Genomic DNA, 23,104 nt, shown 5'->3' on the forward strand with positions numbered 1-23,104 from the left:
TCGCCACGTCGGCTTCGATGCCGGCATCTTAACGGTCCGTTAGCTAAGAATTTCTAAAGTCGCTCTGTCTCGGCCATGCTTTCTCGCCGGGTGGATGCGGTGTCTATGAATCAGTATGACGGGAACAGGGTGAGCCGCTTGCCTGCCTGGCGCAGTTATGAGTCGTCTCAGCCTGCGCCTGAAGGCACCCGTGCGCGCAGCCCGATCATCCGGCCGACCGATTTCGTTCCGCTTCCACCGCCCCCCGAGCCCGATCCTCTTCCGGTTCGCGGGACAGCGTCGGAAAGTCGTCCCGCCGAAGCGTCACGCCGCGATATTCCTGCCGCCTCCGAACCCCCGTCCGCGCCCGAACCTGTGGTCGAGCAGGCACCTGCCGCCGGACCATTGCTGGATATCAGATCTGCGGTCGCTGCCGTCTGGAGCCGGCGCCTGATCATTGCCGGTCTTTGCCTCGTCGGTGCCGCCGCCGGCGCGGTGATCGCACCCCGTATCCCGCAGAAATTCACTGCCGTTGCCGCCCTCTATTTCGATCCGCGCCAGATCGGTCTTGCCGACAGGGGCTCTCAGAACGCGGCCCCGTCGCCGGAAATGATTTCGACGCTGATCGACAGCCAGGTTCAGTTGTTGACCTCGGGCAACGTATTGCGTCGCGTAGCCGACGCCATGAAGCTCGATCAGGATCCGGAATTCACAGGCGGCAGGACGGATGGCGCCGCCATCATCGGCACCCTTCAGAAAGCTCTGCTGATCACACGCGAGAACAACACCTACGTGGTCTCGCTTGCCGCAACGACACGCGATCCGGAAAAATCCGCAAAGCTCGCAAACCAGGTTGTCACCTCCTTCATGCAGGAGGAAAGCAGCGCATCATCAGGCCTTTACGAGACCACGTCGTCAGCACTCGACGGCCGCCTCGACGATCTTCGCCGGAAGGTGCAGGAAGCAGAGCAGGCGGTGGAAACCTTCCGCGCCGACAACGACATGGCGGCGACCGAGGGCAATCTGATCTCCGACCAGCGCCTTTCATCGCTCAATACGCTGCTCGTCACCGCCCAGGAAAAGACCATTCAGGCCAAGGCCCGTGCCGATGCCGCCGCAAATCTCAGGGTCGAGGATGTCGTCGCCGAAAGCCAGACGGACGGAGCCACGGGCACGTCGCCGCTCGTCAGCCTGCGGCAGCAATATTCCGCCCAGGCCGCTGTCGTCGGCAGCTTGCAGAGCCAGATGGGCACCCGCCATCCGCGCCTCCAGGCTGCCCGCTCTTCGCTCGCCAGTATTGGCATTGAAATCAAGGGTGAGCTGCAGCGGGTCGCGACCTCGGCAAGAACCGAATACGAACAGGCCAAGAAGGCCGAAGACGATATCGCAAAGGAGCTCGCGGTTCAGAAGGCCCTGCAGGCGACGACATCGGACAAGCAGGTGCAGTTGAACGAGCTGCAGCGCAAGGCGACTGCCGCCCGTGAACTTTACGAATCAGTTCTGAAGCGTTCCGGTGAGACCAGCGAAGAGCAGAACCTGAGCCAAAGCAATATACGCGTCGTCTCGCCCGCTGAAGTTCCTGTCAAGGCGGATGGACCGAGCAAGAAAGTCATCATGGTCGCAGGCATGATCGGCGGCCTGCTTGCAGGCTTTGCTGTCGGCGCAGGTTTTGCGATCCTCGCTGGCCTCTTCTCTCATCCCGTCATCAGAAGCTATTTCCGCAAACCAGCCCGCGCCTCCGCTTGATGGCGGCCGCTGATCCTCCTACATGCTGAAAATGGGCATCGAACGGACGATGCGCCGGAAAGAGGTTGTGATGCGGTTCGTTGCCGTTCTTCTGCTATCGCTTGCTGCCGGCGCTTCCGCCGCACCTGCTTTTGCTATCGACTGGCAGAATTCCGGCAAGCAGGCCGTGCAGCCGCTCTATCCCTACAAGGATCTTCCGGGCGTGAAGGCCCAGCCGGACAAGAAGGTGGAAGAGTCCTACGACTGCCACACCGAAACCGTGCAGATCCGCCGCCGCTACGATGAGATCTTCCGCTCCGGCGGTATGCCGACGCTGATGTATGTCTGCGAACGTGACGGTGTCGTGTCTATGGACAGCCGCGTACCGCTGCGCGGCCATTACCAGCCGGTGCGGTGAAAGCCGGAGGCGAAAGACGCCACCGGCTTGACAGCGTTACGAATCCAGCCAAACAAGTTCCAGACCCGGCTTGTGCAGGTATGGCATGTTGTCGAGTGCCGCGCGTGCTTTCAGCGGGTTGAGGCCGATGAACAAGGCCTCTGCGTCTTCGGCGATTGCCGTCGGTGCGGTGACCGGGTGGCCGAAATGCGTTGCATTCTGCATGTTCGGATTCTGATCCAGGAAGGCCGTCACCTCAACGTCTTTGCCGATGCGGCTGAAGATCCAGCTTCCATAAAAGCCTGCGCCATAGATTGCGGCCTTGCGTCCGCGGAAGTTCGCTGCCTGCTTTTCCAGTCCGCCGGCCGAAACCCGCCAGAAATCGCAGATTTCCAGTCCGCGATCGACAGCCTGCCGAACGAGATCAGCGTCCTGTTCTTCCTTTACAGGCGTTTCGCTGCGGACAGCCACGACGAAGAAAGCGCCGGGGAAGGATGTCGTATCGAGCACCGAAACTTCGAAGCCACCGGCGGCAAGGGCTCGACGCAGCGAGGCTTCGCTGAAATGATTGACATGGTCCGCTACCGTCATGTCGCCAGGATTGGCCGAAACGTCAGGCATCGAAAGCAATAGCGTGCCGTGCGGCTTCAGCAATTTGCGGATGCCGCTGATGAAACCGACGGGATCGGCCACGTGCTCGATCACGAAATGGCTCATTGCCGCATCGAAACGGCCTGCCCATTCTTTCGGCGCCTCGTAGGTGGCCTGCGCATCGGGTGCGATCCAGCCTTCCCATGCCGGCGCATAGTCGGCGGAAACGTCGAAGACATGAGGCTCGATGTCGGGCCGGGCGGCAACCATTTTGCGCAGTGTCGTGGCCTTGGCGGCGCCGTAATCCAGAAGCTTGGCACCCTGAGAAAGATTGAGCAGATTGCGGGAGATCTCTGCTTGATGATCCGTGCGATAGATCACGGTGCCATCTGGCTTGACCGCAAAAATCTGGTCATGGTCCTCGCTGCTCAGCGAAATACGATAGCCGGTATCATAGAAGCCCTTGATATCCGGAATCTCGTCGCATTGCGCGTGGCCGCACCCATCGCAGATAAAAACGCGGGTCGGGATGTCCAGAAGAGTCATGATGGAGGTGAGGGCAGGCGCCGGCGCTTCATAGGCCGGCGACGCAATCTCCTTGCTGCAAACGCGGCAGGGCGTCATTCGGCTGCCTCGCGGTGTACGGAAAGCTCCGGCAGCACATCGGCGAACTTCACGCCGGCGGCAAAGGAACCCTTCCAGCCGATACGGATGCCGACCGGCTCAAGGTAGTTGAAATAGCGGAACTGGATGCTCCAGCGCGGCGTGGTCGAGACGTTGTGGCCCGACTGATGCAGCGTCAGGAAGTCCATCAGCACGAGGTCGCCGGGGTTCGTCAGCGGCGCGACATGCTTGTAACGGGCAAGACGCTCTTCGGCGCGATCGAGATGCAGCGCGTAGGCGCCCGTCTTGCCGGCGCCGGCATCGTCTTCATAGACCGGAACGAGGCCTTCGGCATGCGAACCGTGGGCGATCTGCACCGGCCCCATTTCCTGCGTGACCGGCAGAAGAGGTGTCCAGAAGACGATGCCATCGACACTGCGCAGCTGACCGGGAAATTCCTGATGCCACTGGGCCCGGAACTTTTCCTCGCCCGGATTGTCGATTCGGATACCGTAGCCGCCGGCTGCAATGCCCGGAACACTGTCCGGACGCAGTGCCTTGAAGGCACTGTCGTTGGTGACATTGGTGACAAGGCGCATGAAGGCCGGGATCTGCTTGACCGCATCATAGACCTCGCCGCCCCACGCGCGGTTCTTGGCGATCAGCTTCGGATAGGCAATCGTCATCGCCTCGTGCGTGGTTTCGGTCGGGGCATCGACGCCGTATTTTTTGCAGATCACTTCGAGGATCTGGCGGATGCCTTCTTGGATCGGCGCGATGTCTGCAGCCGGATCGTAAAAACCGCGCATGACGAGATAGCCGTTGCTGTTGAATTCAGCGCGCAGGCCGTCGGTGATCTTTGCGTTGGTCATGATGTTACCGTTTCCTCCTTCAGGAAGTCTTGCCACGCCACGGTGGCCGGGATGAGACAGCTACGCGCCTCCGGACCCATTCGGGCGATGAGATCGAGTACAGAAACATAGGGGGTGAACGTGCCGACCGGCTGAGGCCAAGAAGTGCGGCTGTAGTTCATATAGTCCACCTGCACGCCGGCCCGTTCGAAAGCTGCGTGGTCGAGATAGTTTGCCGCGCCATGGCCTGTCAGATAATGGGTGCCGCCGGCTTTCAGCACGATGTCGAGTACCCGCTGCCACGACGTGCCTTCGACGCCCATCTCACTTGTTTTCTCGATCTTCCGATTGGCGCCGATGTCGAGATAGCGGGCAGGCTCCTCGATGCTGGCGATCAGCAGATCCAGCAGCGAGGAATGGCTGTAGACACTGTCGAAAATTGAAACGGCATCATCGATGAAGGGGGCGCCGAGCAGCGACTGGCGCAGCAGCGCGCGATGGCTCGCCTTCCAGTCCTCCCCTGCAGCGGCAAGTTCGGAAATCTTCTTGAAGCTGCCCTTACCGGCAAGCGGAATCGTCATCCAGCAGCGGTCGTTGCCGTGCAGGAGCTGAATGCGGTTGGTGAAGCTGCCTTTCGAAAACTGAGTGTCATCGAGATAGATATAGCTGTCGGCGAGCATGAGCTGCTCGAAAAAGCCTGGCCAGGGAAAAAGCATGGGTTGAGTAATAACGACCGCAGTCATGTCACTTTCCCTCCAGCCGCCGCTCGAACAGCATCACGTCGTGCGTCAAGCCGTCAGCATCGGTAAAATGCGCCTCCAGGCTGCCTACCTCACGATAACCAAGCGACAGATGCAGCCCGATCGAGGCGATATTGTCGACATCGATTTCCGCCATCAGCTTACGAAGGCCCAATACCTGAGAAGCGTGAAAGCCAAGCTCTGTCAGCGCCGCACGCCCTAGTCCGATACCGCGAGCGCCCTCTGCCAACACGATTCCGCCATACCCGGTCGCGTTGCGATGATGGACCTGTGTGATTTGCACGTAGCCCGCAGCCTTGCCGCTCGCCTGATCCTCGATAATGAGAAAGGCACCGCCTTTCTCATGTTGCCGGCGTTCGATCCAGGCGTGGAGTGCCGCATCATCGGTCGCAGCCGGCACCGTCAAGAGTAGCGACTGGAGTGCGGTGTCTCGGCGAAGTGAGAAGAGCAGAGATCGATCGCCATCAGCAAACGGGCGCAGTCTGATCGACGCCCGATGCGAAACATGGCGATGATTTTCCATCATTTGCGGACGCACTTGAGATACCCTCCCGGCGAGCTGGAAAGCACCAGCTTGCCGTTCAGCACTTCGTCAGTTTCGAAACGGTCGGTTTCCTTGAGATAGGCATTGAGCGCCGCGTAAGGCTCGTCGCCCGGATACCAGATCTTCGAACGCTTCGTCGGCGTCTGCGACATGTCTCCCCGACCGAGCAGCGTGTCGGCGACGACGATATACTGACCTTCGGTAACCAGAGGGCCATAGCAGCGAAGCTCATCGAGAACGTGGTCGCGGCTATGGTCGCTGTCGAGAACGACCATGACGGAGGCGCCGGCCGGGATTTCGGCCCTGACCTTGGCGAGCGTCTCGGCCGTGGTCGACGGTCCCTCGATCAGCGTGATCAACGGCGAAAGCGGGTGCTTCTCGATGGAATCGCGATTATGGGCGCGGATATCGATATCGACACCGATCACTTTGCCCTTGCCGATCACTTTCAGCAACGACGCCATGAAGATCATCGAGCCACCGCGCGCCACGCCGGTTTCGATGATGATGTCGGGCTTGGTATCCCAGATCACTTCCTGGGTGGCCATCACGTCGGCCGGCATCTGGATGATCGGCACGCCCATCCACGACCAGAGATAGGCATAGTCATACTTGTCGAGCGCTACCAGCGTGTTGAGCGCATGTTGGAAGGCTTCCTCGTCCTTGCCCAGCGCAAGCGACATTTCGCGCTTGTGGGCTTCGAATTCGAGGCGATCATCCTTGGTGGTCATAACTCTGAAACCTTCTGTCTATTCTGCGCTCAGGCCGACTGGCGGAGTTGAACGGCGCTATTGTCCTTATGGCTGCGGACGACCGAGATCAGCGTTTCCGCCACGCGCTCAATATCGGCCTCGCTCATGTCGTGATAGCTCGGCAGGTTGATCGCCCGCTCCGGAATGCTCCAGGCGTTGATGTTGGCTGGCTTTTCCGCAAACATCGAAAGGCTGGACAGCGGGTGGAAGAAGACGCGCGCATCGATATTGGCCGCTTCGAAAGCCTGTTGCAGCACTTCGCGGGTGATGCCGATGGCGGGGTGGAACACGGCCGTCGGCATCCATGCGCCGTTGATCGTGCCGGTATACTCCGGGTTCATGCTGATGCCGTTGAGCGTCGAGAGACGCACCATATAGGCGGCGAGAATCTCCCGCTTGCGGGAGACGAGTTCTTCTATGCGCTCCAGCTGGGCGCAGCCGATCGCCGCCTGAATGTTCGACATCTTGTATTTGAAGCCGATCGCATCAGGCCAGAACTGTTTGGTTTGCCCACGCGCGCGGCCGTGATTGCTGAGCGTCAGCACCTTTTCATGGAGATTGGCATCGCTGGTCACGAACATGCCGCCTTCGCCTGTCGTCAGCGTCTTCGTGCCGTGGAAGGAGAAGGTGCCGAAAATGCCCATGGAGCCGGCGCGGCGGCCATGCCAGACGGACCCGATTGCTTCTGCAGCGTCCTCGATAACAGGGATGCCGGTGCGGCGGCTGATATCGAGCAGCGCATCCATGTCGCAGAGATTGCCGTAGATATGGGTGGCGATGATGGCGCGGGTGCGCGGCGTGATATGGCGCTCGACCTCTAGGGGATCGATGCACCAGGTATCGGGCAGCACGTCGACGAACACAGGCTCGGCACCTAGATGCTTGATCGGCGCGACGGTTGCGATCCAGTTCGTGTCGGCGAGGATCACCTCGTCACCGGCGCCGATGCCGAGCGCGGCGAGGCCCATATGCATCGCGCCGGTGCAGCTCGATGTCGCGATCCCATGGCTGGTGCCGAGATAGGCCGCGAATTCCTTCTCGAAGCGGATGATATAGTCGTAGCAGCGTGCACCCCAGCCGTTCGCCGCAGCATCGGCTGCATAGCTCGTTTCAAGCTCGGTGATCGACGGTTTGGTGTAGAATATCCTGTTGGTCATGCCTTAATTCTTTGTGATGGGGCCTGAGACTCACGAAATCGGGGCACACGGAACTCTGTAAAAACTAGGGGGTGAAACTGGCGCGAGGCTTTGCAGCGTCGGACGCAACTTCAGATGAGCACATGCTGCGTCAGGTCGGTTTCGATGAAGATGAGGTTAGGCTTGTAGCCGAGCTTCAGAAAGTTCTCGCGCCGGGGCATGTCGGCGGCGAAGATCGCGGTCTTCTCCAGAAGCGCCGGATCATGCGTCTGCGGGTCGGCAACGATCTCGATCTCCGGCAGCAGGCCCATGTTGCGCAGCATCTCGCCGATCGATTTCGGATCGGCCATGCCGCTGAGGATGAGGCGGTTGATACCGGCGGTCGCGTTGACCTGATAGGTGAGCGTCTGGATCGCCACCATCATCGGGAGGCTATGGCGAAGCTCAGCGACTTCGGGATGTTCGCCGAGCCCGCCGAGCGCCATGCGGGTATAGAGCTCGTAGGCCTTGATGAAGTCCTTGCGCGCCACCCAGAAACGGACGGCAACCGACATGCGGTTCAGCGTGAAGATCTTGCACATCTCGTCGTAGACGGCGCGCGCCTCGCGGCTGGTGTTCAGCTTGCCGCGCTTGGCGGCGATATAGAGGAAATATTCCAGGCCACCACGGTACTTGTCCCAGGCGGTCATCACATCGTCGTTGCCGGCCTGTTGGCGCGCCGGCGCGATCTTGGAAACCGCCACCGAGCGATAGAAAGGCTGCTTGAGGAAAGTGACGGCACCCTGATCGACGAAATGCGCGAGATAGGAGAAAGCCCAGAAGCAGAAGTCACGCGGCACCCAGGCTGAGCGCAGGGCAGAGGAGCGATAGATGCCGATCTCAGGAAAGATGTGTCCGTTAAAGATGAACTGGAAGAGCTCTATGAAATTCTGCTGCGCGAACTTGGTATTCTCGGCGATATCGTAGAATTGCGAGAGGTCCCGATCGTGAACTTCATCATAGAGATACCAGGGCGCCTGGCAGGCAACGACATCGGGATTGGCGTCCAGATAGGCCATTGCAGCCTCGACGCCGGCTGGCACCAGGAAATCGTCATCGGCAAGGTAGATCGAATATTCGCCGACCGCATGATGGAAGGCGCAGGCGAGGTTTGGTCCCGAGCCGCCATTGACGGCGCGGCGGTGATAGTGGATCGGCAGCCCCTTGGCGATGAATTCTTCGACGACCTGCGTCGTGTTGTCGGTCGAGGCGTTGTCTGAGATGACGATCTCGTAGGGAAAGCTGAAATTATAGGTCTCGCAATGCTCCAGCGCGTTTCTGAGATAAGCTTCGCGATTATAGGTCGGGATGCAGATGCTGAGTTTGATATCGCTCAAAGGCTCGTCTCCTGGCTGTAGCTTTCAAGCGCGGCGTCGCGCTCGCTGATGACACCAGGCATAAACGGCCAGGCGATGGAAAAGGCGGGATCGTCCCAGCGGACGCCGCGGGCAAGCTCCGGCACATAGACTTCCGACATCTGGTAGAAGAGTTCGCAGTCGTCCTCGAGCGTCAGGAAGCCGTGTGCGCATCCAGCGGGTATGTAGAAGGCGTTATGCCTGATCGCATCAAGCTCCACTGCCGCCCATTTGAGATAGGTCGGCGAATCCCGCCTCAGATCCAGCGCCACGTCGAAGACCCTGCCACGGGTGGCACGTACCAGCTTGATCTCCGGCCGCGGCGCGGCCTGATAATGCATGCCGCGCAATGTCCCACGCTTGTGGTTCTGCGAGACGTTGCATTGCGGGTAAACAGGCACGAGACCGTGGTCGGCAAAACTCTTGGCGTCGAAAGTCCGCGCGAACAGTCCGCGCTCGTCGGAACGCGCGTCGACTTCCACGATGAAAGCACCCGATACCGCGGTCGGGACGAATTTCATCCGATCACCGTCAGTTCCGGCACGGCGACGGCGAAGCGACCGCCCCAGGTGCCGACCCTGCTGTTGGCTGCAACGACTTCATTTTTGATGTTCCAGGGCAGGATGAGAACATAGTCCGGCCGCGTCTCGTCCATCTTTTCCGGCGCATAGATCGGCAGCTTGCTGCCCGGCAGGAAGTGGCCCTGCTTGTGCGGGTTGCGGTCGACGACATAGTCGATGAGATCGGTGCCGACACCGCAGAAATTCAGGAGCGTATTGCCCTTGGCGGCAGCGCCGTAAGCGGCAACCGCCTTGCCGTTGCGCTTGGCTTCGGTGAGGAAGGCGAGCAACCCGTCCTTGATCGGTGCCACGCGGCTCTGGAAGGCCTCATAGGTTTCGACCTTGTCGAAGCCGGCAGCCGCCTCATCCGAGCGCACCTTGGCCACGCCGGGGCCGGTCGGGTGAGCGACAGATGCCATCCTGCAGGCAAGCACGCGCAGGCTGCCGCCATGGGTCGGCAGTTCTTCCACCTCAAACACTTTCAGGCCATGCGCCGCGAAGACCTTTTCGACTGCGAGCAGCGACAGATAATAGAAATGCTCGTGATAAACAGTGTCGAACTGGATGTTTTCCATCAGCCGCAGCAGATGCGGGAATTCGACGCTGACGACGCCGTCAGCCTTCAGCACGCCCGAGAGCCCGCCGACAAAATCGTTGATATCGGGGACATGTGCCAGCACGTTGTTGCCGATGACGATATCGGCAGCCAGGCCGCGGGAGACGAGATCGGCCGCCGTTTCCTTGCCGAAAAAGCGTGCTTCCGTCGGCACGCCGATCTGCCGCGCCACCTCGGCGACGTTTTCGGCCGGCTCGATGCCGAGCACCGGCACGCCGGCCTCGACGAAGTGCTTCAGCAGATAGCCGTCATTGCTCGCCACCTCGATGACCTGCGATGTCTCATTCAGGCCGAAACGCTTGCGCGCCATGACGGTGAACTGGCGGGCATGCTCCACCCAGCTGTCGCTGTAGGAGGAGAAATAGGCGTAGTGGCTGAAGATGTCTTCCGGCGGCACGAAGGCATCGGCCTGCACCAGCCAGCATTCGGAGCAGACGAAGGCGCGCAGCGGATAGGACGGCTCCGGCTGCTTGAGCTGCTCTTCCGTCAGATAGGCGTTGGCAAGCGGCGTCGAGCCCAGATCGACGAAACGATGTTTCAAGGGAGCGCCGCAGAACCGGCAATTATGCGCTGTCATGATATTGCTTCCTCATAAGCCGCGATCTGGCCGAGCGAGAAGGCGCGCATGTCGGCTCCTTCGCGGTTGGCCTTGTACCAGGCGGCTGTCCAGTCGATTGTCTGCTGCAGGCTCAGGCGCGGGCGCCAGCCGATGGCGGAAAGCGCCAAGGCCGAGCTCAATGTCAGGGCAGGCGCCTCCGGCAGATGCGTTCCGGGCGCCTGCTTCCAGACGTCGTTGACGCCATGGGCAAGGCCGAGCGCATCGGCAAGTTCTGCAACGGTCGCGAAACTCTGCGGAGCCGGCCCGAAATTGAGCGCCTCGGGTAACTCCGTCTCATCCGAAAGCGTCAGCGCTTCGGCAAAGGCAAGATAACCGCCGAGTGGCTCCAGCACATGCTGCCAGGGACGGATCGCTTGCGGGTAGCGGAGCTGGATCGGCTGGCTGCTTTCAAAAGCACGGATGAAATCCGGGATCAGCCGATCCTTCGACCAGTCGCCGCCGCCGATGACGTTGCCGGCGCGCACGGTCGCAACGCTGATGTCGCGCCCCTTGAAGAAGCTGTCGCGATAGCTCTGAACGACGAGTTCGGTGCAGGCCTTGGAATTGGAATAGGGGTCCTTGCCGCCGAGCGTATCGCTTTCGATAAAGGGAATGCCGCTGCCGTTATTGGCATAGACCTTGTCGGAGGTGACGACGAGAACCGTTCGGACCGAAGGTGTCTCGCGCACTGCATCCAGAACGTTTGCAGTTCCCATCACATTGGTCGCGAAGGTCTCGGTCGGATTTTCATAGGAGCGACGCACCAGCGCCTGCGCTGCCATGTGGATGACGATCTCGGGCTCGAAATCGATGAGGCGCTGTCTGAACGCCGCCGCATCCCTGATATCGGCGATATGATGGCCCTGTCCGTTCCAGGGCGAAAGCCGGGCGTAAAGGGAGGGACTGGTCTCGGGTTCGAGCGAGACTGCCGCCACTTCCGCGCCGAGTTTTTCCAGCCACAGCGAAAGCCAGGATCCCTTGAACCCCGTGTGTCCCGTCAGGAACACACGCCTGCCATTCCAGAAGTCCGTCAAGCCCATATCTTCCACGGTGCCTTTCCGGAGCTCCAGAGCTCTTCGAGCTGGTTGCGCTCGCGTAGCGTATCCATCGGCTGCCAGAAGCCGTCGTGGCGGAAGGCGGCAAGTTGCTTGTTGGATGTCAGCCACTGCATCGGGCCGGCTTCCCAGATCGTGTCGTCGCCTTCGATGAGGTCGATGACGGAAGGATGCAGCACGAAGAAGCCGCCATTGATGCGCTGGCCGTCGCCCTTCGGCTTTTCGATGAAGGCGGTCACGACATCGTTTTCGATATTTGTCGCGCCGAAACGGCCAGGAGGCGTCACGGCGCACATCGTCGCTTTCAGCCCGTGGCTGCGATGGAAGGCAATTTCCGAGGTGATATCGATATCGGCGACGCCGTCGCCATAGGTCAAACAGAAGGGTTCGTCCGGGGCCAGATGGTCACGGATGCGCCTGATACGGCCGCCCGTCATGGAGTTCATGCCGGTATCGACGATGGTCACCTTCCAGCTGGGCTTGGAGCCCTTGTGGTATTCGATCGCGTTGGTGGCGAGGTCGACGGTGATATCGCTGTGATGCAGGAACAGGTTTACGAAATATTCCTTGAGCATATAGCCCTTGTAGCCGGCGCAGATGATGAAATCATTCAGGCCGTGATGGGCATAGATGTTCATGATGTGCCAGAGGATCGGCTTCTCGCCGATCTCGACCAGAGGTTTAGGCCGCACACTGGTCTCTTCGGCGAGGCGCGAACCCAGACCACCTGCCAGAATTACGACTTTCATCCCAAGCGAACTCCAAAGTGTCTGATAACATCCATTGCCGCTGGCATGCGCCAGGCGAATATGTCCGGTATGCGGGCAACGATCTCCACGGAGCGGAACGGCAGTAACTTCATCGTGATGCCGGTATCCGATTTCGTTCTTGTGCGAGGCTTGCCTTAGCCAAGGCGAAAATAACCATCAGCCGGGTGGTTTCTGCCCGCCCGCTGAGTGGTTTGCCCGATAGTGTCTTGGAATTATTTGCTATTTTGCAACGCCCTGCATCGGCGTCGCATGCCTATGATTTTTGAGGGGTAAGAAAAGCGCTCTGCAGGGGACGAGGCGCTCAGAGAATCCGGTCGATCTTATGCTGGATGTGCAGATTGGGCATCAAACCAGCCGTGTGGGCGGCGCGATAGGCGTTGCGCGCGGCGTCGAACGTCACGCCCCACATGATGGCGCTCAGAAGAAAAGCGATGATGTAGACCTGGATCCGCATGCGTCCATCGAAATGAGGCATATTGGCATTTATGTGGCAATACTAAGATATATCCGCTCAGGGAGCGGCTTCTCGACAGAAGATATTGGAAAACAAGCTCTTTCGAGAAAGGAAATGGTGCCCAGAAGAGGACTCGAACCTCCACGCCTCGCGGCACAGGTACCTGAAACCTGCGCGTCTACCAATTCCGCCATCTGGGCGACGGAGAGCCATGTACGGGGGTCGCTCTTTGCTGTCAACAGGGTTTTTGAAGTTTTCCTGACAGTCTGTGAAAAAGCTTCACGAAGCTGTGGTCGCGTGCCACGGGTCAGTGGATGGCGTGGCCCGTTTCTCCACCCTATATAAGGGACATTGGAAAGGAACGCACCATGTTCGACCTTCGCCCCGCTCTTCTTGCCGGTTTGCTTGTGGCAGTGCCGTTGGCCGGGGCCAATGCCGCCTCGCCATCGCTGGGGCCTGTCAATACGCAGTCGACGATCTGCGATTATCGCGGCTGCTTCGGCTTTGGTCCGCAGCAATGGCATCGCCCGGCCTATGTCCAGCCGAACTATCGCCCGCCGAATGCCGCCGGCCCGAAATATTACCAGCCGCCCGGCCAGTTACCGCCACGGCTGACCTACGATCCGCCGCCGGCGCCGCGTGTGCAGCCGTCGGCTGACAATCAGACCCGCCATCAGCAATGGTGCCGAAACGAATACCGCTCCTACAATCCGCGAACGGATCGTTTCCTGACCTATGAAGGCATCTACAAGACCTGCAACTCGCCTTATAACTAAGTGTCAGCTTTCCAGCGAAGCGCGATCGGTATGCCCGAGATCGCGATCGGGCTCGATGATGTCGCGCACGCGCTGCTTGAGTTCCTTCGGCCCCGGAAAACCGCCGTCGCGCTTGCGCTCCCAGATTAGATCGCCATTGACGCGGATTTCGAAATTGCCGCCGGTGCCGGGAATGAGCGCCACCTCGCCAAGGCTGTCGGTAAAAGTCTGCAGCAGTTCCTGCGCCATCCAGGCGGCACGCAGCAGCCAGTTGCACTGAGTGCAGTAGAGGATCGTCACGCGGGCTTTCTCGGTCATCGGAATCTCCTTCATCCCAGGGGATCTAGAGACTCGCAAACGGCGCTGCAATGCGCCTGGCGCCGAATCAGCGGACAGAAAGTTCGGATTCAGTCTTTTTTGATAATTTTCCGTTAGCTATTCCGGATTGGTGTTTTCCCGAAATGGCTGAGGCACCCTGGTTCTTGTTTTGCGTAACGGTGCTCATGCGTTCCACGGCTATCCCAGCGATCCTTCTTGCCTGCCTTGCTCTGGCGGGCTGCTCGTCGGCTTCCGGTCCGGAGAATCTTGCCGCCGGCGTCACATCGAAGCCTTCCAAGGAAATCACGGCTTCCGTCACCCCGCCGCCGGCACCTGTGCCGCAGGCCACAGTCGCCGCGATCGATGCGGACGATGCCACTCCGCAGACAAGCCTTGCCTGGGGAGCCCCCGTGCCGGAGTCCAGGGCCTTCTCGGCAGTGACGCCTTCAGCCACATCGCAACCGGGTATGCCGGTTCCAAGCGATCGCCCCGTCGAATTCGCCATGGCGGCGGCACCCGCTATCGAGCCGCCGACCCGTGGCCGCTCACGCGTCTACGGCTATGGTTTCCGCGATGCCAAGCCGATCAATTTTGGCAGGACCTCGCCGCGCAAGCTGGCCGTCCACGGCGTCGACGTTTCCCGTTGGCAGGGTGACATAGATTGGCAAACGCTCAGAACCCGCGGCGCGAACTTCGCCTTCATCAAGGCGACCGATGGCGGCGACCATCTGGACCCGATGTTCAAGACCAACTGGCGGCGCGCCAAGGAAGCCGGCATCAAGCGCGGCGCCTATCATTTCTTTTACTGGTGCCGCACCGCCGGCGAGCAGGCCGACTGGTTCATCCGCAACGTCCCGCGCGATCCGGATGCGCTGCCGCCGGTCATCGATGTCGAATGGAACGGTGAATCGAGCTGCAAGGTGAAGCTTTCGCGCGCCCGCGTGCTGGAAAAAATGCAGGTCTTCATGGAGAAGATCGAGCGGCACTACGGCAAGCGCCCGATCATCTACACGGCTCCGGATTTCTATGAGGACAATCTCGAAGGCGCCTTCCAGAACTATCACTTCTGGCTGCGCGCGGTGGCCGAGCATCCGTCGAAGGTCTATCCGGGCCGCAAATGGCTCTTCTGGCAATATTCCGGCTCCGGCCTCTCGCACGGCGTCGAAGGCCGCATCGACCTCAATGTCTTCCGCGGCAGCGAGGAAGAATGGCATCGCTGGGTAGCCGGCCTCTGAGAATTTCACCCTGTACAAAGATGCCGCAGAACTGACGATGGCAGCCCTGCGGCATTCGTCTCCGACCGCAAGGATCAGAGTCGCGCTTCCAGCACGAGGTTGAACGGCGTCGCCATCGCCCGGCGAAACCGCGTGAAACCGGCCTTCCGGAAGATTTCGGCCAGCCTTTTCTCGCCGGCCTGTGCGCCAAGCACGATATGGCCGCCGTCAGAGATCGCATGAGCGCAGCAGATCGTCGTCGAGGCGGCATAATACATGCGCGCGACCGGCGAGATACTGTCGTCCACGCCATCCTTCGCATAGGGCTCGACCAGCATCACCGTTCCGTTGCGAGCGATGGTTCTGGCCGCGTGTTTCGCGACGGCGAGCGGATTGCCCATGTCGTGCAGGCAATCGAAAAAGCAGATGAGATCGTAATCCGAACCGGAATAGGCGTCCGCCCGCGCCGTCTCGAATGTGACCCTCTCTGTTCCGCCCGCCGCAGCAACAACCTCCCGGGCCTCGTCGAGCGATTCCTGATGCGAATCGAAACCACGGAAGCGGGATGACGGAAAGGCTTCGGCCATCAATGCCGTTGAATGACCGTGGCCGCAGCCGACATCGGCGACCAGAGCGCCAGCCTTCAGTTTCTCGATGACGCCATCGAGAGCCGGCAGCCATTCGGCGACAAGGCTCGCCTTGTAGGCATTGCGGTAGAGCGATGCCACGCCGCAATAGAGCCTGCCGTCATGATCGCCCCAGGGAATGCCGGCGCCTGTGCGGAAGGCATCCAACGCCTTGTCCTCATCAGCCCACATCGAAGCCGGAATTGCCCATGCAGCGGCCATGAAGACCGGGCTGTCGTCCTGGGCCAGCACTAGCGCATGCTCTGCCGGCAGTTCATAGCTGTGGCTTGCCGCATCATAGATCACATAGCCCCCTGCCACCTGCGAACCCAACCATTCGCGGATATACCGCTCCGCGCAGCCGGTGATGGCCGCAAGTTGGTGCGAACTGATCCGCCCGGCCTTCGCCATCGCCTTATAGAGGCCGAGCCGGTGGCCGATGCTCACCATCACGCCGCCGTAGCCGGCCGAGAGGTCGCCGATTGCCCGCGAGACGATGAGATCGAGTTTGGTCGCATCTATAGTGTTGTTTCTTATCTGGTCCATTTCCTTCTCCTGTCGAAACATTCAGAATGGAAATGGAATGACAGCAGCGGGGGTCTTACGGCAGAGCGGCATGAGCCAGAAGCGGGCCATTTGCGCCAATCGTTGCGCCGGTGTAGGCAAAAGAGACGAATAGCGGACCTGTTTCTTCCGGGGGATGAGATGCAATCCGGTGCCGATCATGTCGCTTCCAGGCCGCTTCATGTCAGCCTCGTGGCCATTCCCGAGGCGGTCGTATCGACCCTGAGCGGCATTTTCGATGTGATGAACGCCTTTGCGGTTCTGCCGGCAGCCAGCGATGTCCTTGCCGGCCAAGCGCCCTTTAAGGTGGAAATTGTCGGCACATCCGCCGAGCCGCTGGAACTTGCAAGCCGCCTCCCGATTACCGTCCAGCGCAGCATCTCATCTCTCGACCATACGGATATCATCATCGTCCCCTCCGTTTTGCTGCCATCGGGCGGATGGGAGAAGGGGCGTTATCCGGAGCTTGTAAAATGGGTGCGCGCCATGCATGCCCGCGGCGCGCTGATCTGCTCGGCCTGTTCGGGCCTCTTTCTGCTGGCCGAGACCGGGCTATTCGACGGCATGGATGCGACAGTGCATTTCGGCTATGCCGAGGCCTTCCGGGCAAGTTTCCCGCAGGTTCCTGTCCATCCCGAGCGGGTGCTCGTGGTCTGCGGCAGGCGGGAAGAGCTGATCAGCTCCGGTGCCTCCATGACCTGGCATGATCTCGTCCTGTACCTGATCGCCCGCCATGTGGGTGCTTCGGCCGCGCAGGCGATTGCCCGTTTCTTCGCCTTGCAATGGCATCAGGATGGGCTGGCGCCTTATATCGTCTTCGAGGGCCGCAGGGGTCATGGCGATACAGCGATCCGGACAGCGCAGGACTGGCTTTCCAGCCATTTCTCGGTCGCCAATCCAATCGAGGAAATGTCCCGTCATGCCGGCCTGACAGAGCGCACTTTCAAGCGCCGCTTCACCCAGGCGACCGGTGTCAGTCCGATCGCCTATGTTCAGCGTTTGAGAGTGGAGGATGCGAAGCGCCGGCTGGAGCGCACGGATACGCCGGTTGATGAGATCAGCTGGCAGGTCGGCTATGAAGAGCCGGCGTTTTTCCGCAGGCTCTTCAAGCGTATGACAGGTCTGACACCCGGCAGCTATCGCCGCAGGTTTCGCGTGCCCGATTATGCGCGACCGTCAAAAGGCTGAGGCGCTTACTCGTCGCCCATCTTGAGCGCCGCGATAAACGCTTCCTGCGGGATTTCCACCTTGCCGAACTGACGCATGCGCTTCTTGCCTTCCTTCTGCTTTTCCAGAAGTTTGCGCTTGCGGGTGGCGTCGCCGCCGTAGCACTTTGCGGTCACATCTTTGCGCAGCGCCGAGATGGTTTCGCGGGCAATCACGTTGCTGCCGATCGCCGCCTGGATCGGGATCTTGAACATGTGCTTCGGGATCAGCTCCTTCAGCCGCTCGCACATGTCGCGGCCGCGCTTTTCAGCCGCAGCGCGGTGCACGAGCATCGAAAGCGCGTCGACCGGCTCGCCGTTGACGAGGATCGACATCTTGACGAGGTTGCCTTCGCGATAGCCTTCGAGATGATAGTCGAAGGACGCATAACCCTTGGAGATCGATTTCAGCCGGTCGTAGAAGTCGAAGACGACTTCGTTGAGCGGCAGTTCATAGGTCACCATCGCGCGGGTGCCGACATAGGTCAGCTCGGTCTGGATGCCGCGGCGGTCCTGGCAGAGCTTCAGGATGCCGCCGAGATAGTCGTCAGGCGTCATGATCGTTGCCTTGATCCACGGCTCGCGGATTTCGGCGATCTTGACGACGTCGGGCATATCGGCCGGATTGTGCAGCTCGCGCTCGCTGCCGTCGGTCATCGTCAGCTGATAGACGACGGAGGGGGCGGTCGCGATCAGGTCGAGGTCGAACTCGCGCTCCAGGCGCTCCTGGATGATTTCGAGATGCAAGAGCCCGAGGAAGCCGCAGCGGAAGCCGAAGCCGAGTGCCGCCGACGATTCCATTTCGAAGGAGAAGGATGCGTCGTTGAGACGAAGCTTGCCCATCGCGGCACGCAGGTCTTCGAAATCAGCGGCATCGACCGGAAACAGACCGCAGAAGACCACCGGCTGCGCCGGCTTAAAGCCCGGCAGCGCCTGGGCCGTCGGGCGCTTGTCTTCGGTGATGGTGTCGCCGACGCGTGTATCGGCCACTTCCTTGATCGAAGCGGTGATGAAGCCGATCTCGCCCGGGCCGAGGCTGTCGACATTGACCATCTTCGGCGTCAGCACGCCGACGCGCTCGACCTGATACTTGGCATCCGTGCCCATCATGCGGATCGTCTGTCCCTTGGACAGCACGCCGTCGATGATGCGCACCAGAACCATGACGCCGAGATAGGTGTCGTACCAGCTGTCGACGAGCAGCGCCTTCAGCGGCGCCTTTTCGCCGCCGGGGCTCTTCGGCGCCGGCAGCTTGTGAACGATGGCTTCCAAGACGTCGGGAATGCCGAGACCGGTCTTGGCCGAGATCAGCACGGCCTCGGATGCATCGATGCCGATCACTTCCTCGATCTGATCCTTGATGCGGTCGGGTTCGGCCGCGGGCAGATCGATCTTGTTGAGGACAGTGACGAGCTCGTGATTGTTGTCGATCGCCTGATAGACATTGGCGAGCGTCTGGGCTTCCACGCCCTGTGACGCGTCGACGACGAGCAGCGAGCCCTCGCAGGCCGACAGCGAGCGCGAAACTTCATAGGCGAAGTCAACGTGGCCGGGCGTGTCGATGAGGTTCAGCACATAGGTTTCGCCGTTATTCGCCTTGTAATGCAGGCGCACGGTCTGTGCCTTGATGGTGATGCCGCGCTCGCGCTCGATATCCATATTGTCGAGCACCTGCTCGGACATCTCACGCTCGGCAAGGCCGCCGGTCGTCTGGATGAGGCGGTCGGCAAGTGTCGATTTGCCGTGGTCGATGTGGGCCACGATCGAGAAGTTGCGGATATGGGATAGCGGAGTCGTCGAATTGGTGCTCATGCGCGCCATATAGCAGCGCGCAGATCGCCCGCAAAGCGGTAATTATCCCGCCGTTTACGCTATTTTGAAGTCTGGGAAGCGCGCCTCAGACCGGCCACCTCTCCAGCCGCCAGGCCGAATCCCAGAACATCCATTCATATTGCGAGGCGCGCGCGAAGGCGTCCATCATCTGTTGGCGCTCTGCGGGAGAGGCGGTGCGGGCGGCCATATCCGTCAGTGCGATCACTTCGCGGGCGCCGGCTGCAAATTGCGGATCGCCATAGGTATTGATCCAGGCCTGGAACACATTGCCCTCGATCGCCGGCCTGCCCTTGATGCCTTCGCCGACATGCCAATAGATCCAGAAGCACGGCAGGATGGCCGAAAGCGCCACAGCATAAGAGCTGTGATAGGCCGTCGCCAGCAGGAAATTCGTATAGGCGAAGCAGGAGGGAGAAGGCTCCGCAGCCGTCACATCCGCGCTCGAAATGCCGAACTGGCTCAGGAAACCGGCATGCAGGCCCTGCTCGACGGTGATCGCCTTCTGTGCCGAGCCGAGGAAGCGCAGCACCTGCGCATTGTCGGGCGCCTTGGCCGCGACGATGGCGAGGCAGCGGGCATAGTGCTTCAGATAGATCGCGTCCTGCAGGATATAATGGCGGAAAACCTCCGGCGGCAGCGTTCCGTCCGAAAGCCGTTCGAGCAGCGGCAACCGCTCGATCTCGGCCATGATGGGCTTGATGCGGTCCCAGGCGGCAGCCGTGAAGTTTGCCGTCGTCTCAGTGCCCTGCGCAATGCCGTCCATGCTGGTCTCCGCTCTTCAATGCCGTTGTCATATATCGACGGCGCTGTGGTGAAAGCAAGGCTGTTCGCGAGGGCTTGATTCCATCATCAGATCTTGTATTTCTCTTATAGTAGAAACTTGGGTTAAGACATGGAACAGGAACTCGAACAGGCGATCGGCATCCGCATCCGCGCGCTGCGGCTGGAAAAGAGCCTCACGCTGGATGATCTGGCCACAGCCTCCGGCGTGAGCCGCGCGATGATCTCCCGCATCGAGCGCGCGGAAGCGAGCCCAACGGCCTCGCTGTTGGCGAGGGTCTGCGCCGCACTCGGACTGTCGCTTTCAGAGTTTTTTGCCGATGAAGGGCAGGACGTGTCGCCGCTCCTTCGTCGTGAGGACCAGCAGGTCTGGCGGGATCCAGAAACCGGCTATATGCGCCGCGCCGTCTCGCCGCGGGGTACGGCTTCCGATGTCGATATCGTCGATGTCGAGTTTCCGGCCGGCGCGCGCGTCAGCTTTCCGCCGCATGCCGCAAGTCGCGGCATGACCCAGCATGTCTGGCTCTTTGACGGTGAGTTGGAAATGACCGTCGGCGAGACCGTCCATCGCCTCAAGCCCGGCGACTGTCTCTTCATGCCGGTTGGCGACGGCCATGTCTTTCACAATCCGGGTCATGCGCCGGCACGCTATTGCGTCGTGCTGGATCACGGCAGCCACTAATTCACGCTTGTTTATCAGGGGAATATTTATGCCGAGGATCCGCCTTCTCTCCGCCGCCGAAGCCCACGCCGCCATTCCCGATCTTTGCGAGGTGCTGGCCGACTGCGTCAATGGCGGCGCCTCTGTCGGCTTCATGCAGCCCTATACATCGGCTGATGCCGAACCCTATTGGCGTGGCGTCGCCGAGGCCGTGGCTGATGACGCCACCCTGCTGTTTGTCGCCGAAGTCGACGGCAAAATTGTCGGCACCGTGCAGGTCGGCGCTGCCCAGATGCCGAACCAGCCGCACCGCGGCGATCTGAAGAAGCTGCTCGTCCATCGCTCCGCCCGCGGCTATGGCCTGGCGCGCCTGCTGATGGAAATGGCCGAACAGGAAGCGGCCCGCCGCGGCAAGACGATCCTCGTCCTCGACACGGCAACCGGCAGCGATGCCGAAGTGATCTATCCGCGTCTCGGCTGGGAGCGCGTCGGCGTTATCCCCGATTACGCGCTATGGCCGGAAGGCGGGCTTTGCGCCACGACGTTGTTCTACAAGCGGGTCGCCTGAGCAGTCTGCGTAAAGGCGGCGATAGCATCTGCAAGCGCCGACGCCGGTGTCCAGTGCAAAGCCTTCCATCCGAATTGCGTGGCTGTCGCAATATTCTCCTCGACATCGTCGATAAAGCCGATGTCTTCAGGCGCGACACCGACGCCATCGGTCGCAAGGCGGAAAAAATCGCTTTCAGGCTTTCGACTACCGAGCGCTGCGGAATAGAAGATGCCGTCGAAAAGCGCCCCCAGTTCGAGCACGTCGCGCAGATAGGCCGCGCGCCTGTGCTCCTGATTGGTCGCAAGATAAAGAAGCGTACCTTCGTCTTTCAGGCGTGCGAGGTCGGCAAGCAGGTGCCGGTCCAGGCGAGAGTCATTTTCGAACCAGTAGTCGAGCAGTTTCTCGGCGGTGAGATGCGGGGCGATGCGGTCGAGAACCTCCGTCAGGCGGGGTTCGATCGGCTCCTGTCCCGTGACGATCCCGACCCAATAGGGTTTGAAGAATTCCTGCTGAAGCAAGGACGGCGCCAAGCCGAGGTCGCGTTCGAGGTAGGTAAAGAGCGGCAGACCGTCCGTCGGTCGCCCGTGGACCAGCACGCCATCGACATCGACCATCAGGATTTTCATGGGGCATAATCTCTTGAGGAAAAGCGGTGCATTCTGAAATCGGGTTGAACGTGGCGTCGTCCGTCGTGACGATCAAGGCGTGTTCAGCGCTTTTTTCTTCGGACGGGCCTGTGTAAGGCTTGAGATCGACAGACTGATTTGCGGAGGACACTCGTGCGCGTCATCTATTCCGAAGACCACAAACTGCGTGATGCGAAGACGGAGCTGCATGATGGTCAGCTCGTGACGCCCTTCGAGGCGCCGTTCCGGGCGGAATGGATCCTTGCTGCGGTCAAGGAAGCAGGCTTTTCGGATGTCGTCGCGCCGGAGAGCCATGGCCTCGAAACCGCACGCAAGGTGCATGACCCGGCCTATCTGGAATTTCTGGCGACGGTCTGGGATCGTTGGGTGGCGGCAGGATATAAGGGCGAAGCGATCGCCAATTCCTTCCCTGTTCGCCGCACCAGCCAGCGCGTGCCCGAAAATATCGTCGGCGCGATTGGCCATTATGCCAATGCTGCCGATACCTCCATCACCAAAGGGTCCTACGAGGCTGCCATTGCCTCCATGCGCTGCGCGATGACGGGCGCCGACTGGCTCAATGCCGGCAACCGCTTCGCCTTCGCGCTCTGCCGCCCGCCCGGCCATCACGCGGGCATCGATCTCTTCGGCGGCTATTGCTTCATCAACAATTCCGGCGTCGCGGCCCAGCGCCTGCTCGATCACGGCGCCGGGAAGATTGCCGTGCTCGATGTCGATTTCCACCATGGCAACGGCACACAGGATCTCTTCTATCGCCGAGGCGACGTCTTTACCGCCTCGCTGCATGGCGATCCCATCCACGCCTTTCCCTATTTCCTCGGCCATGCCGATGAACAGGGCGAAGGGGAGGGCGAGGGTGCCAACCGCAATTACCCAATGGCGCGCGGCACGAGTTTTGATGTCTGGTCGGCAGCACTTGCCGATGCGCTCTCCCGCATCAAGGCCTTCGGTGCGGAGGCGATCGTCATGGCGCTCGGCGTCGATACGTTCGAGCGCGATCCGATTTCCTTCTTCACGCTGAAATCGGAGGATTTCATCCGCATGGGCGAGATGATTTCCGCTGTCGGCCTGCCCGTCGTCACCTGCATGGAAGGCGGTTATGGGGTGCCGGAAATCGGCCGTAACGTCGCCAATGTGCTCAAGGGCCTGGAAGCCTGATCACTGC

25 protein-coding genes and 1 tRNA gene are annotated in these 23,104 nt (G+C 60.6%); 8 read left to right on the top strand and 18 right to left on the bottom strand.

All coding sequences use genetic code 11. The features are described 5' to 3' along the window. Positions 1–105: 105 nt before the first annotated feature. Together FHT82_RS06780 and FHT82_RS06785 are read left to right on the top strand one after the other, a co-directional pair. Positions 106–1,725 (top strand): GumC family protein, encoded by a 1,620-nt coding sequence (locus FHT82_RS06780; RefSeq protein ID WP_183729164.1) that lies wholly within the window; start codon positions 106–108, stop codon positions 1,723–1,725. 70 nt (positions 1,726–1,795) lie between these two features. Continuing rightward, positions 1,796–2,122, top strand: coding sequence for a hypothetical protein (locus tag FHT82_RS06785; RefSeq protein WP_183727668.1), 327 nt, complete (start codon positions 1,796–1,798; stop codon positions 2,120–2,122). 36 nt (positions 2,123–2,158) lie between these two features. Here FHT82_RS06785 and FHT82_RS06790 read toward each other — a convergent pair whose 3' ends face one another. From FHT82_RS06790 to FHT82_RS06850, 13 genes are all read right to left on the bottom strand, one after another. Next, positions 2,159–3,316, bottom strand: coding sequence for a class I SAM-dependent methyltransferase (locus tag FHT82_RS06790; protein WP_183727670.1), 1,158 nt, complete (start codon positions 3,314–3,316; stop codon positions 2,159–2,161). Continuing rightward, positions 3,313–4,167 carry a phytanoyl-CoA dioxygenase family protein gene (locus FHT82_RS06795; RefSeq protein ID WP_183727671.1) on the bottom strand — a complete coding sequence of 285 codons (855 nt, stop codon included), beginning with the start codon at positions 4,165–4,167 and terminating at the stop codon, positions 3,313–3,315. Before FHT82_RS06795 ends, FHT82_RS06790 begins: the two co-directional genes overlap by 4 nt. Next, positions 4,164–4,889, bottom strand: coding sequence for a WbqC family protein (locus FHT82_RS06800; RefSeq protein WP_183727673.1), 726 nt, complete (start codon positions 4,887–4,889; stop codon positions 4,164–4,166). Before FHT82_RS06800 ends, FHT82_RS06795 begins: the two co-directional genes overlap by 4 nt. Before the next feature lies 1 nt (position 4,890). Beyond that, positions 4,891–5,433: a GNAT family protein gene (locus tag FHT82_RS06805; RefSeq protein ID WP_246698096.1), complete on the bottom strand. Its 543-nt coding sequence runs from the start codon at positions 5,431–5,433 to the stop codon at positions 4,891–4,893. Further along, complete coding sequence (locus FHT82_RS06810) at positions 5,430–6,182, bottom strand: CmcI family methyltransferase (protein ID WP_183727674.1); 753 nt, start codon at positions 6,180–6,182, stop codon at positions 5,430–5,432. The genes FHT82_RS06805 and FHT82_RS06810 overlap by 4 nt, the downstream gene beginning before the upstream one ends. A gap of 29 nt (positions 6,183–6,211) precedes the next feature. Further along, positions 6,212–7,360: a DegT/DnrJ/EryC1/StrS family aminotransferase gene (locus FHT82_RS06815; RefSeq protein WP_183727676.1), complete on the bottom strand. Its 1,149-nt coding sequence runs from the start codon at positions 7,358–7,360 to the stop codon at positions 6,212–6,214. 110 nt (positions 7,361–7,470) lie between these two features. Beyond that, entirely contained in the window at positions 7,471–8,715 is a 1,245-nt protein-coding gene (locus FHT82_RS06820; RefSeq protein ID WP_183727678.1) for a glycosyltransferase family 2 protein, read from the bottom strand. After that, positions 8,712–9,254, bottom strand: coding sequence for a dTDP-4-dehydrorhamnose 3,5-epimerase (gene rfbC / locus FHT82_RS06825; protein ID WP_183727680.1), 543 nt, complete (start codon positions 9,252–9,254; stop codon positions 8,712–8,714). The genes FHT82_RS06820 and rfbC overlap by 4 nt, the downstream gene beginning before the upstream one ends. Beyond that, the gene (locus FHT82_RS06830) at positions 9,251–10,486 is read right to left on the bottom strand and encodes a class I SAM-dependent methyltransferase (RefSeq protein WP_183727682.1); all 1,236 of its coding nucleotides are present in this window, start codon (positions 10,484–10,486) and stop codon (positions 9,251–9,253) included. Before FHT82_RS06830 ends, rfbC begins: the two co-directional genes overlap by 4 nt. Continuing rightward, a complete protein-coding gene (rfbG, locus tag FHT82_RS06835; RefSeq protein WP_183729170.1) occupies positions 10,483–11,547 on the bottom strand; it encodes a CDP-glucose 4,6-dehydratase in 1,065 nt (354 codons plus the stop codon). Before rfbG ends, FHT82_RS06830 begins: the two co-directional genes overlap by 4 nt. Then, the gene (gene rfbF, locus FHT82_RS06840; RefSeq protein ID WP_183727684.1) at positions 11,538–12,311 is read right to left on the bottom strand and encodes a glucose-1-phosphate cytidylyltransferase; all 774 of its coding nucleotides are present in this window, start codon (positions 12,309–12,311) and stop codon (positions 11,538–11,540) included. Before rfbF ends, rfbG begins: the two co-directional genes overlap by 10 nt. Before the next feature lie 322 nt (positions 12,312–12,633). Further along, on the bottom strand, positions 12,634–12,786 hold the full coding sequence (locus FHT82_RS06845; protein WP_162831968.1) for a hypothetical protein: 153 nt from the start codon (positions 12,784–12,786) through the stop codon (positions 12,634–12,636). A gap of 115 nt (positions 12,787–12,901) precedes the next feature. Next, a tRNA-Leu gene (locus tag FHT82_RS06850) sits at positions 12,902–12,986 on the bottom strand. Positions 12,987–13,154: 168 nt separating this feature from the next. Here FHT82_RS06850 and FHT82_RS06855 point away from each other — a divergent pair. Further along, positions 13,155–13,562 (top strand): BA14K family protein, encoded by a 408-nt coding sequence (locus FHT82_RS06855; RefSeq protein ID WP_183727686.1) that lies wholly within the window; start codon positions 13,155–13,157, stop codon positions 13,560–13,562. A gap of 3 nt (positions 13,563–13,565) precedes the next feature. On the opposite strand, the gene FHT82_RS06860 is transcribed toward FHT82_RS06855, so the two are convergent. After that, positions 13,566–13,859, bottom strand: coding sequence for a SelT/SelW/SelH family protein (locus tag FHT82_RS06860; RefSeq protein ID WP_007813273.1), 294 nt, complete (start codon positions 13,857–13,859; stop codon positions 13,566–13,568). A gap of 185 nt (positions 13,860–14,044) precedes the next feature. Between FHT82_RS06860 and FHT82_RS06865 the strand changes: the two genes are divergently transcribed. Beyond that, positions 14,045–15,094 carry a GH25 family lysozyme gene (locus FHT82_RS06865; protein WP_183729173.1) on the top strand — a complete coding sequence of 350 codons (1,050 nt, stop codon included), beginning with the start codon at positions 14,045–14,047 and terminating at the stop codon, positions 15,092–15,094. Between the two features lie 74 nt (positions 15,095–15,168). On the opposite strand, the gene FHT82_RS06870 is transcribed toward FHT82_RS06865, so the two are convergent. Next, on the bottom strand, positions 15,169–16,245 hold the full coding sequence (locus tag FHT82_RS06870) for a class I SAM-dependent methyltransferase (protein WP_183727688.1): 1,077 nt from the start codon (positions 16,243–16,245) through the stop codon (positions 15,169–15,171). A 159-nt stretch (positions 16,246–16,404) separates the two neighbouring features. Here FHT82_RS06870 and FHT82_RS06875 point away from each other — a divergent pair, with 159 nt between their 5' ends. After that, positions 16,405–17,451 (top strand): helix-turn-helix domain-containing protein, encoded by a 1,047-nt coding sequence (locus tag FHT82_RS06875; RefSeq protein ID WP_183727690.1) that lies wholly within the window; start codon positions 16,405–16,407, stop codon positions 17,449–17,451. Positions 17,452–17,456: 5 nt separating this feature from the next. Here the strand turns inward: FHT82_RS06875 and lepA are convergent, their stop codons facing one another. Then, on the bottom strand, positions 17,457–19,289 hold the full coding sequence (gene lepA / locus FHT82_RS06880) for a translation elongation factor 4 (protein ID WP_183727691.1): 1,833 nt from the start codon (positions 19,287–19,289) through the stop codon (positions 17,457–17,459). Between the two features lie 76 nt (positions 19,290–19,365). Next, on the bottom strand, positions 19,366–20,064 hold the full coding sequence (gene tenA / locus FHT82_RS06885; RefSeq protein WP_183727693.1) for a thiaminase II: 699 nt from the start codon (positions 20,062–20,064) through the stop codon (positions 19,366–19,368). Between the two features lie 129 nt (positions 20,065–20,193). Here tenA and FHT82_RS06890 point away from each other — a divergent pair, with 129 nt between their 5' ends. Together FHT82_RS06890 and FHT82_RS06895 are read left to right on the top strand one after the other, a co-directional pair. Further along, positions 20,194–20,763 (top strand): XRE family transcriptional regulator, encoded by a 570-nt coding sequence (locus FHT82_RS06890; protein WP_183727694.1) that lies wholly within the window; start codon positions 20,194–20,196, stop codon positions 20,761–20,763. 28 nt (positions 20,764–20,791) lie between these two features. Next, complete coding sequence (locus FHT82_RS06895; protein WP_183727696.1) at positions 20,792–21,310, top strand: GNAT family N-acetyltransferase; 519 nt, start codon at positions 20,792–20,794, stop codon at positions 21,308–21,310. Here the strand turns inward: FHT82_RS06895 and FHT82_RS06900 are convergent. Further along, positions 21,292–21,918 carry an HAD-IA family hydrolase gene (locus tag FHT82_RS06900; protein ID WP_183727698.1) on the bottom strand — a complete coding sequence of 209 codons (627 nt, stop codon included), beginning with the start codon at positions 21,916–21,918 and terminating at the stop codon, positions 21,292–21,294. The two genes, FHT82_RS06895 and FHT82_RS06900, sit on opposite strands and share 19 nt — an antisense overlap. 153 nt (positions 21,919–22,071) lie before the next feature. On the opposite strand from FHT82_RS06900, the gene FHT82_RS06905 reads away from it, so the two are divergent. After that, on the top strand, positions 22,072–23,097 hold the full coding sequence (locus FHT82_RS06905) for a histone deacetylase family protein (RefSeq protein WP_183727700.1): 1,026 nt from the start codon (positions 22,072–22,074) through the stop codon (positions 23,095–23,097). Positions 23,098–23,104: the final 7 nt, after the last annotated feature.

Origin of the sequence: Rhizobium sp. BK275, assembly GCF_014193555.1 — a bacterium.
In the GTDB taxonomy this organism is placed as follows: Bacteria; Pseudomonadota; Alphaproteobacteria; order Rhizobiales; family Rhizobiaceae; genus Rhizobium.

Excerpts from the sequence above, each read along its gene's own strand:
- FHT82_RS06795 (WP_183727671.1), bottom strand. The coding sequence starts at position 4,167 with ATGACCAACGCAAAGATCACCGACGGCCTGCGCGCTGAATTCAACAGC.
- FHT82_RS06865 (WP_183729173.1), top strand. The coding sequence starts at position 14,045 with ATGCGTTCCACGGCTATCCCAGCGATCCTTCTTGCCTGCCTTGCTCTG.
- FHT82_RS06900 (WP_183727698.1), bottom strand. The coding sequence starts at position 21,918 with ATGAAAATCCTGATGGTCGATGTCGATGGCGTGCTGGTCCACGGGCGA.
- FHT82_RS06790 (WP_183727670.1), bottom strand. The coding sequence starts at position 3,316 with ATGACGCCCTGCCGCGTTTGCAGCAAGGAGATTGCGTCGCCGGCCTAT.
- tenA (WP_183727693.1), bottom strand. The coding sequence starts at position 20,064 with ATGGACGGCATTGCGCAGGGCACTGAGACGACGGCAAACTTCACGGCT.
- FHT82_RS06830 (WP_183727682.1), bottom strand. The coding sequence starts at position 10,486 with ATGACAGCGCATAATTGCCGGTTCTGCGGCGCTCCCTTGAAACATCGT.
- rfbF (WP_183727684.1), bottom strand. The coding sequence starts at position 12,311 with ATGAAAGTCGTAATTCTGGCAGGTGGTCTGGGTTCGCGCCTCGCCGAA.
- FHT82_RS06860 (WP_007813273.1), bottom strand. The coding sequence starts at position 13,859 with ATGACCGAGAAAGCCCGCGTGACGATCCTCTACTGCACTCAGTGCAAC.
- lepA (WP_183727691.1), bottom strand. The coding sequence starts at position 19,289 with ATGGCGCGCATGAGCACCAATTCGACGACTCCGCTATCCCATATCCGC.
- FHT82_RS06810 (WP_183727674.1), bottom strand. The coding sequence starts at position 6,182 with ATGACCACCAAGGATGATCGCCTCGAATTCGAAGCCCACAAGCGCGAA.
- FHT82_RS06815 (WP_183727676.1), bottom strand. The coding sequence starts at position 7,360 with ATGACCAACAGGATATTCTACACCAAACCGTCGATCACCGAGCTTGAA.
- FHT82_RS06870 (WP_183727688.1), bottom strand. The coding sequence starts at position 16,245 with ATGGACCAGATAAGAAACAACACTATAGATGCGACCAAACTCGATCTC.
- FHT82_RS06890 (WP_183727694.1), top strand. The coding sequence starts at position 20,194 with ATGGAACAGGAACTCGAACAGGCGATCGGCATCCGCATCCGCGCGCTG.
- rfbC (WP_183727680.1), bottom strand. The coding sequence starts at position 9,254 with ATGAAATTCGTCCCGACCGCGGTATCGGGTGCTTTCATCGTGGAAGTC.
- FHT82_RS06875 (WP_183727690.1), top strand. The coding sequence starts at position 16,405 with ATGCAATCCGGTGCCGATCATGTCGCTTCCAGGCCGCTTCATGTCAGC.
- FHT82_RS06785 (WP_183727668.1), top strand. The coding sequence starts at position 1,796 with ATGCGGTTCGTTGCCGTTCTTCTGCTATCGCTTGCTGCCGGCGCTTCC.
- FHT82_RS06855 (WP_183727686.1), top strand. The coding sequence starts at position 13,155 with ATGTTCGACCTTCGCCCCGCTCTTCTTGCCGGTTTGCTTGTGGCAGTG.
- FHT82_RS06895 (WP_183727696.1), top strand. The coding sequence starts at position 20,792 with ATGCCGAGGATCCGCCTTCTCTCCGCCGCCGAAGCCCACGCCGCCATT.
- FHT82_RS06800 (WP_183727673.1), bottom strand. The coding sequence starts at position 4,889 with ATGACTGCGGTCGTTATTACTCAACCCATGCTTTTTCCCTGGCCAGGC.
- FHT82_RS06780 (WP_183729164.1), top strand. The coding sequence starts at position 106 with ATGAATCAGTATGACGGGAACAGGGTGAGCCGCTTGCCTGCCTGGCGC.
- FHT82_RS06845 (WP_162831968.1), bottom strand. The coding sequence starts at position 12,786 with ATGCGGATCCAGGTCTACATCATCGCTTTTCTTCTGAGCGCCATCATG.
- FHT82_RS06805 (WP_246698096.1), bottom strand. The coding sequence starts at position 5,433 with ATGATGGAAAATCATCGCCATGTTTCGCATCGGGCGTCGATCAGACTG.
- rfbG (WP_183729170.1), bottom strand. The coding sequence starts at position 11,547 with ATGGGCTTGACGGACTTCTGGAATGGCAGGCGTGTGTTCCTGACGGGA.